Origin of the sequence: Aeromonas allosaccharophila (genome assembly GCF_000819685.1) — a bacterium.
GTDB lineage: Bacteria > Pseudomonadota > Gammaproteobacteria > Enterobacterales > Aeromonadaceae > Aeromonas > Aeromonas allosaccharophila.
The window spans coordinates 35,913-43,621 of the sequence record NZ_CDBR01000002.1; the positions used below are offsets into that span (position 1 = coordinate 35,913).

9 protein-coding genes are annotated in these 7,709 nt (G+C 53.4%); 7 read left to right on the forward strand and 2 right to left on the reverse strand.

Translation table 11 applies throughout. The annotated features are described in order from the left end of the window. Positions 1 to 502 precede the first annotated feature (502 nt). Entirely contained in the window at positions 503 to 1,879 is a 1,377-nt protein-coding gene (cysS, locus tag BN1115_RS00280; RefSeq protein WP_042655572.1) for a cysteine--tRNA ligase, read from the reverse strand. 249 nt (positions 1,880 to 2,128) lie between these two features. Between cysS and BN1115_RS00285 the strand changes: the two genes are divergently transcribed. The 7 genes from BN1115_RS00285 to BN1115_RS00310 all read left to right on the forward strand — a co-directional run bounded on the left by BN1115_RS00285 (position 2,129) and on the right by BN1115_RS00310 (position 6,909). Then, positions 2,129 to 2,626 (forward strand): peptidylprolyl isomerase, encoded by a 498-nt coding sequence (locus BN1115_RS00285; protein ID WP_042655573.1) that lies wholly within the window; start codon positions 2,129 to 2,131, stop codon positions 2,624 to 2,626. Then, positions 2,616 to 3,419: a DUF4269 domain-containing protein gene (locus tag BN1115_RS00290; protein ID WP_042655574.1), complete on the forward strand. Its 804-nt coding sequence runs from the start codon at positions 2,616 to 2,618 to the stop codon at positions 3,417 to 3,419. Before BN1115_RS00285 ends, BN1115_RS00290 begins: the two co-directional genes overlap by 11 nt. Continuing rightward, the gene (gene lpxH, locus BN1115_RS00295) at positions 3,416 to 4,147 is read left to right on the forward strand and encodes a UDP-2,3-diacylglucosamine diphosphatase (RefSeq protein ID WP_042655575.1); all 732 of its coding nucleotides are present in this window, start codon (positions 3,416 to 3,418) and stop codon (positions 4,145 to 4,147) included. Before BN1115_RS00290 ends, lpxH begins: the two co-directional genes overlap by 4 nt. A 262-nt stretch (positions 4,148 to 4,409) precedes the next feature. After that, complete coding sequence (locus BN1115_RS21345; RefSeq protein ID WP_019445078.1) at positions 4,410 to 4,586, forward strand: DUF3606 domain-containing protein; 177 nt, start codon at positions 4,410 to 4,412, stop codon at positions 4,584 to 4,586. Positions 4,587 to 5,270: 684 nt separating this feature from the next. Next, entirely contained in the window at positions 5,271 to 5,744 is a 474-nt protein-coding gene (locus BN1115_RS00300; RefSeq protein ID WP_050070471.1) for a DUF2846 domain-containing protein, read from the forward strand. A gap of 73 nt (positions 5,745 to 5,817) precedes the next feature. Next, positions 5,818 to 6,045 carry an EexN family lipoprotein gene (locus BN1115_RS00305; RefSeq protein ID WP_042655576.1) on the forward strand — a complete coding sequence of 76 codons (228 nt, stop codon included), beginning with the start codon at positions 5,818 to 5,820 and terminating at the stop codon, positions 6,043 to 6,045. A gap of 288 nt (positions 6,046 to 6,333) precedes the next feature. Continuing rightward, positions 6,334 to 6,909 (forward strand): hypothetical protein, encoded by a 576-nt coding sequence (locus tag BN1115_RS00310; RefSeq protein WP_042655577.1) that lies wholly within the window; start codon positions 6,334 to 6,336, stop codon positions 6,907 to 6,909. Positions 6,910 to 7,139: 230 nt separating this feature from the next. On the opposite strand, the gene BN1115_RS00315 is transcribed toward BN1115_RS00310, so the two are convergent. Then, positions 7,140 to 7,709: IS630 family transposase (locus BN1115_RS00315; protein ID WP_042655578.1), on the reverse strand; the 570-nt coding region annotated here is incomplete at its 5' end.

Genomic DNA, 7,709 nt, shown 5'->3' on the forward strand with positions numbered 1-7,709 from the left:
TCTACATAAATAAAAAAACACAACTCTTGAGCAGCGGTTTTTCATTTAGCTAACCAATAAAACCAACTCAGGCAAGGCATCCATAGCAACTACCGCAGCCACAGACGGGCACGGTATTGGTTCCCCCTGCAAACCGCCGAGTCGAGTTCAACGGGTCAGGAGCGCCATCAGGGATGATGGCGCAGCCGCAGTCGGCACATGGATGTGCCGTCTGCGGCGCTCCGTCCGACCCGTTGAACGAGACGAGGGAACCCGCGAAGCGGGTGGTTTGCCGGGGGAAAAGACTTTTGGTGACTTTTGGTCTTTCAAAAGTCACTCGCCCCAGCCCGAAGGGCGGGCGAAACACCTTCGAGGGCAAGGCCCTCGCGCCCTGCATGGCGAAGCCATGCCAATCAGGAGAGAGGGAAGGTGTCTGCCCTCCGGCAGACCACAAAAAAACCGCAGCCCTAGGGCTGCGGTTTTTTATTGGCTCAACCTGTTGGCAGCAACAGGCCCACCGGCCTTAGGCACGGCGCCAGCTGGTTTTGCCGGCGCTGTCTTCCAGCACGATACCCATCTCGGTGAGACGGTTGCGGGCGGCATCCGCCGCGGCCCAGTTCTTGTCGGCACGGGCCTGATTACGCTCGGCGATCAGGCGTTCGATTTCGGCAACCTCTTCATCCGCTTCATCACCCTTCAAGAAAGCCTCGGGGTCTTGCTGCAGGATGCCGAGCACCGCGCCCAGTTCGCGCAGACGGGCACCGAGGCCAGCGGCAACATTGATGTCTTCCGCTTTCTGGCGATTGATCTCGCGCACCAGATCGAACAGGGCGGAGTAGGCTTCCGGGGTGTTGAAGTCGTCGTCCATCGCCTCTTTGAAGCGAGCCACCTGCTCGTCGCCACCGGCAGCAGCAGCCACCGGCAGATCGCGCAGGGCGGTGTACATGCGCTCCAGCGCGGCGCGGGCTTGCTTCAGGTTATCTTCCGAGTAGTTGAGCTGGCTGCGGTAGTGGCCAGACATCAGGAAGTAACGGACGGTTTCGGCGTCGTAGTGGGCCAGCACGTCACGGATGGTGAAGAAGTTGCCAAGGGACTTGGACATCTTCTCTTTGTCCACCATCACCATGCCGCTGTGCATCCAGGTGTTGACGTAGTCGCCACCGTGGGCGCAGCAGGACTGGGCGATCTCGTTCTCGTGGTGCGGGAACTGCAGATCGGAGCCGCCGCCGTGGATGTCGAAGTGGTTGCCAAGGTGCTTGGAGTTCATGGCGGAGCACTCGATGTGCCAGCCAGGACGGCCCGGGCCCCAGGGGCTTTCCCAGGTCGGTTCGCCCGGCTTGGACATCTTCCACAGCACGAAGTCGAGCGGGTTGCGCTTGGCATCGACCACGTCAACGCGGGCACCGGCTTGCAGCTGCTCCAGATCCTGCCCGGAGAGCTTGCCGTAGTCAGCGTAGGATTCGACGATAAACATCACGTCGCCGTTATCGGCCACGTAGGCGTGATCCTTGGCGAGCAGGGATTGCACCAGCTCGATGATTTCGCTGATGTGCTGGGTAGCGCGCGGTTCGATATCCGGGCGCACCATGCCGAGGGCGTCGAAGTCGGCGTGCATGTCGCCAATCAGACGCTCGGTCAAGTCGTCACAGGTGACGCGGGTTTCAGCGGCGCGCTTGATGATCTTGTCATCCACGTCGGTGATGTTGCGCACGTAGGTCAGGTCGTAACCGGCGTAACGCAGGTAGCGAGCCACCACATCAAAGGCGACGAAGGTGCGGCCGTGGCCGATATGACAGTGATCGTAGATGGTGACACCACACACATACATGCCCACCTTGCCCGGGTGGATAGGTTTGAATTCTTCTTTTTGACGAGTGAGTGTGTTGTATATCTTCAGCATCTTATAACCACTGCCTGTGAGTAAAATGGTTGGTCATAATACCCCGTTCAAGGGCAGAAAACGAGGCGGAAAATGTGGCCAATCCCGCCTGCCGCCTATGTTCTGGCACTGGATGCGCCCTTTGCAGCACTTTCTGCAACACTATGCCGCAGCCCCTTGATGGGCTAGAATTGCCACCACTTTATGCTACACCCCGCAAGCACCCTGTCGCTTGCTCACTTTTCGTTCAAAAGTATGAAAGGACATATCATGGTCACTCTGCACACCAATCACGGCGACATCACCCTCACCCTGAACGCTGAAAAAGCCCCGGAAACCGTGGCCAACTTCCTGCAATACTGCCGTGACGGTCACTACGACAACACCATTTTCCACCGTGTTATCGACGGCTTCATGATTCAGGGCGGCGGCTATGCTCCGGGCTTTGAAGAGAAAGATACCCGCGCTCCCATCAAGAACGAAGCGGCCAACGGTCTGTCCAACAAGGTCGGCACCATCGCCATGGCCCGCACCAGCGAGCCGCACTCTGCCAGCGCCCAGTTCTTCATCAACGTGAACAACAACGACTTCCTCGACTTCAAATCCGCCACCACCCAGGGCTTCGGCTACTGCGTATTCGGTGAAGTGACTGCCGGGATGGACGTGGTCAACAAGATCAAGGGTGTCAAAACCGGTAACTACGGCCGCATGCATCAAGACGTGCCGACCGAAGATGTGGTGATCACCAAGGTGACCCTTGCTGACTGATCTTTGCCAACTCGGCACGGATGAAACTGCGGCTCCGGCCGCAGTTTTTCCATCTGCGTCCGCCAGCGCCAGAGCGAACTGGCGCCGCCTCGACTATCTGGCCTACGGCAACCCGCGCCAGCGTTCGGCCCATGCCCTGCTCACAGCCGGTGTGTGGGATGAGCTGGTAGCGCAGTGCGCCGATATGGCGCTGGTGAGCACGCTTGCCATCGGCCTCGATCGGCCAGGCAGCGATCTCGATATCCTCTGCCAACATCCTGATCCGGCGGCGTTTGCTGCAAGCCTGTCCACCAGAGGTTGGCAGGCAAGCGCCAAGGGCGAAAACGTCTGGCTGCTGGAGCGCACCTTTTCCTGTAGCGATGTCTGTTGCGATCAGCGCGATGGCGCTGGCGCCAGCTGGCCGCTGGAGCTGTACGTGACCCCCACCCCCATCGAGACGCTCAACGGCTGGCGCCACCTCACCCTGATGGCCGCGTTGCTCGAGCGGTTTGGTGATGCCTTCTACCGCGAAGTGCTGCGCCTGCGCCTTGAAGAGGGATTGAAAGGGGAAGCGGCCATGTGCCAGTTGCTGGGTCTGGCGGGCGATCCTTACGCCGCCCTGCTGACGCTGGAGGGGCGCAATCTGGCCGAGCTGTCATGGCAGCCGCCATCCCGTGACGGTATGCATACACCCACTGACGCAACGGCGATGGCGATGGCGCCCGCAGCGCACTGTTCGTCTCCTGTTGTTTCTACTACCTCTGCCACCCCTGTTTGCCCTGTTTCGACCGAGAGCCCGACCCCCACATCATGAGCACCCTCTTTATCAGTGACATTCACCTCTCTGCCCAGCGGCCCGATATGACCGCGGCACTGGTGCGCTTTCTCGAGCACGACGCCCCCGGCGCCGATGCCCTCTATGTGCTGGGGGATCTCTTCGAATTCTGGATTGGCGATGATGACCCCAATCCGCTCCATCAACAGATGGCCGATGCCTTTTTGGCCCTGAGCCAGCAGAACGTGCCCATCTACTTTATTCACGGCAACCGCGACTTTCTGCTGGGCCAGCAGTTTGCCAAGCGCGCGGGGATGACCCTGCTGGGGGACCCCTGCGTCATCGAACTCTATGGGGAGCGGGTGCTGCTCAGCCACGGCGATCTGCTCTGCACCCTGGATGAGGGGTATCAGAAGTTTCGCCGCATCACCCAGCTGAAATGGTTGCGCTGGCTCTTTTTGCGGCTGCCACTGGCCCGCCGTCAGGCCATCGCCTGCAAGATGCGCGGCCAAAGCCAGATGGAGAACGCCCACAAGAGCCAGATCATCATGGATGTGACGCCTGCGGCGGTGGACGAGACCCTACGCGCCCACGACTGCCGGATGATGATCCACGGCCACACCCACAGACCCGCCATCCACGACTTCACCCTCGACGGCCACCCCGCCCGCCGCATCGTGCTGGGGGACTGGTTCGAGCAAGGCTCGGTGCTGATCTGCCGCCCCGGCGAGCAGCGGCTGGAAATGCGGGCGCTGGCAGAGGCTTGATAGCCCGCCAGTTCGCTTGTATCACCAAGCGATCTGCCTCCCATCATCATGCCCCCGTCGTTCGCGCCACCCGGTTCACACCGCATCAGGCGCGAACGAATAAGTGGTGGTCGCTCACAGATCAGCAAAGCAAACCTGCTGGCCGGCATCAGGACACAAGGTTGTGTGAACCCCGTCACCTCGCCCCTTGCCAATTGAGAGGATGATGGCGCTCAGGCAGAAACGTCTTTCTCGCCAGCTATTTCAACAAGTTGAGGTTTGTATGCCTGACAGCAATGCGGTCGCTCACCCGTTCGATGCCAAGAAGATCAATGTCAACGATCCCTATGAGATGAAGCAGTGGATCAAAATGTTCGAGTGCACCGAAGTCCAGCTGAAACGAGCGGTCAAGGCAGTCGGCACCTCTGGCAAGGCGATCAGAAAACACCTCAAGAAGTGAGGGCCCCCCGTCACTGACCAGGCCCCGCTCGCGGGGCTTTCTCTTTCTGACATCTATTTAACAGCATCTATTTCCGACAAAGCGCCCAGTACGCTGGCGAAAAAGGTTGTCGTTTGAAATCACCACATTTCGGAAAAACAAAAAAAGGCCACTATTGCTAGTGGCCTTTCGTAACTCTTTGAGTTTAATTGCGCCGAGGCCGGAATCGAACCGGCACGACGCGAACGTAGAGGGATTTTAAAAGCCAAGAGTGAGTTGACGGAAAATTTATATGATTGATTTATAAGGGCTTCAAGTTTACATGAAATGCCTGGTTTCACGCATTTTGTGGGGGCATTACGCCTGATAGTTCTGGCTTTAAAGCCCATCGGACAAAGCATGAGAGCATCAAGCTCTCTCCATCTTTCGCTAACCACATATCTTGACAAACAGGTAATGTGACAAAAGTCACATTACCTCCACGATAAAACACGGATACATAAGCAATTGATATAGCTTGGTATTTTTTCATTAATTGGTGCAAAATAATTAACCGGCGAATAGTTACAAAAAATTTTTCAAAGACTCTATTGAAAACGTCATCGCACTCACAGACAATCCTGTAGCAAAATAAACATCCGTATCAGATGTTCAAAAAATAATAATCACAAGCATCAATAAACTTTCAGCACGATGGGTAAAAAAATGCGTAATACGTTTGTAATGATCTTCTTGGCGCTCTGCGCCATGATGCTTGGTGGCTGTTCTTCAGTGCCAACCGTCACCGATGAGGCTGTCGTCAATGAGGCCAAAAGCTTCTCACCTCCCGCCGAGGGCAAGGCTCATGTTTATATCTACCGTCACGGATGGCTTGCTCGCAATAGCAATATGGATCTTTTTATCGATAAAAAATTTCTAGGTGAATCAGAAAATAAACACTTCTATCTTCTGAAACTTGATGCAGGTAAAAACTACACCTTTGAAACTGAAAGTGAATTTTCAAACAATAGTATGTCCCTAAATACCGAGTCAGGCAAAACATATTATATCTACCACTATATTCGTATGGGGCTTCTCTTTAGTCAGTCTGATTTTGAGCTTGTAACAGACCCTGACGATATTGAAGATGCTCAAGTTCTGATCAAGAAATCTGAAATGTCATTACCACATATTTTATAACTTCTTGTAAAACCATCTGTATCTTTTAGGTCCTAGTATTTGTATCTGCATTTTTTATTTGGAGAAAATAGAAATGAATAAGTTACTGTTAGCTATTCCATTCACTATGTTACTTACTGCTTGTGGACCTACCTCAGTTGAGGATTTTATGAAAGATCCGAAATTACTGAATGAAGCCCTGCAAGAGTGCACCTTGAAAATTGCACAAGGTAAAGACGCCAATTCAGATGAATGTAAAAATGCAATCGCAGCCCAGCAAAAAATGGCTACTAACTTGATGAAAAACATGTTGGGCCAGTAGTTTTTATTACCCATAACAAATTAGTCTAAATTAAACGATTAGATTTTTTGCCTAATCATGCAACTTGTTAGTATATAAACTGATAGTATCATCTAATCAGGTGGCAAAAATCAATTTTAAGGTTCGCCTAACTGGTGTAATTACGAATGAGGCATTATCGCCTCCCAGTTGGGGAACTACACAGGACGAGGCTGAACGAGATATATTCAATAGCCAGAGTAAACCTATCCAGTGGGCGGATGAGTATCAACACTCCACATAAACCAATTATCTACATGAGGTGTCACCTTGACCAATAAAACCCTGCAGCTCTCTGCACTCTGCTATGCGGTCAGTCTCATTGCCTCACCGGCCATTGCCGCAAATACGGGCTTCAAAACCCTGACAGTCGACCTGCCCATCACCACGCTCCAAGTGGTCAACGATGGTCTGATACGCTATGACTGGCGCAGTGACATTGATGAAGACTTTCGCGGCAAACCGAAGGCGGGCGAGGGATTCCTAGGACGACCAACTACGGGTGAGTATTACTATGCGGTCTACCAACATAAAGTGCTCTCCTTCGGCGGTACCATGGCATTGTACCAAGACGACTCCGTTGCTTCTGTCAAACAGGCCAAGGCAGACTTCGAAGAGTTAGTCAGTCAGGCGACCAAGATCTTGAAAGTCAAACCGGTGATCGTCCGCACAATAAAAGATAAGTCGGTGCCGTTTTTTGAATGTGTAACCGACAGCATGTGTGGTGATTACAGCGCAACCTATACCATCGGTACCAACGAGGTCTCGATCAAATTGATGCAAGACCGTGATGCTGAGGACGGTGATCGCCAGCTCAACGCGGGAATGCGCAAGATTTTTAAGTAAAATGCGTCTTCCTTAAAGTGTTTCTGATTATCCATGATTAGCAGTCACCACGAACTATCCAGATCTTACGTACAGTCATTGAGGTGCGAGAGCATGGCCAAGATTCCAGAAAGGCTACAGCTTGTTTGAGTTTTTCAAAAATTATGGCTCCGAAGTAGCGCAGTGATATGTGATGTGTTGGCATGCATCAAGCTTCAAAACGGCCATCTAAATAACTGATCCCAATAGTGCTACACCTTCGCTGTGCCATAGCCATTCCCCGGGAAAGGAGACACGGTATCCATGAAGTGTTTCACTCGGGCCAGCAGGCTGGCCATTCCTCTACATTGATGATTTCGCGTGATGGTTTCATGTAACTTGTGCCACAGCCGTTCTATGTGATTAACCCAAGGGCTGTAAACTGGCTGGAATACCAGGCAGAACTTGGGGTTATTCTTCAACCATCGCTCGGTCTGTTTGCTTTTGTGAATGATGTAGTTATCGAGGATCAGCGTGATGGTTTTGGCTCGTCGGTAGTGGCGACGCAGCTTTTCCAGCATGGCGATAAACAGGGATGAGTTTTTCTTTATCCCACTGACGTAAAGCACTCTGCCGTTGCCTGCATGGAGAACGCCTGCCAGGTAATGTTTCGCGTTCTGTCCCGGTGTGACAACCCGCTTTTGTTGCGCTCTGAACAATTTGGGATTGAGGTCTATATCGACTTCATCCTCATAAAACACCGGATTATCGGCATCACAGCGGGCCAGCGCCGCGTCGATATCCGCCATTTTCTCCTGATAGGCCGGGTCTTTTATCCGCAA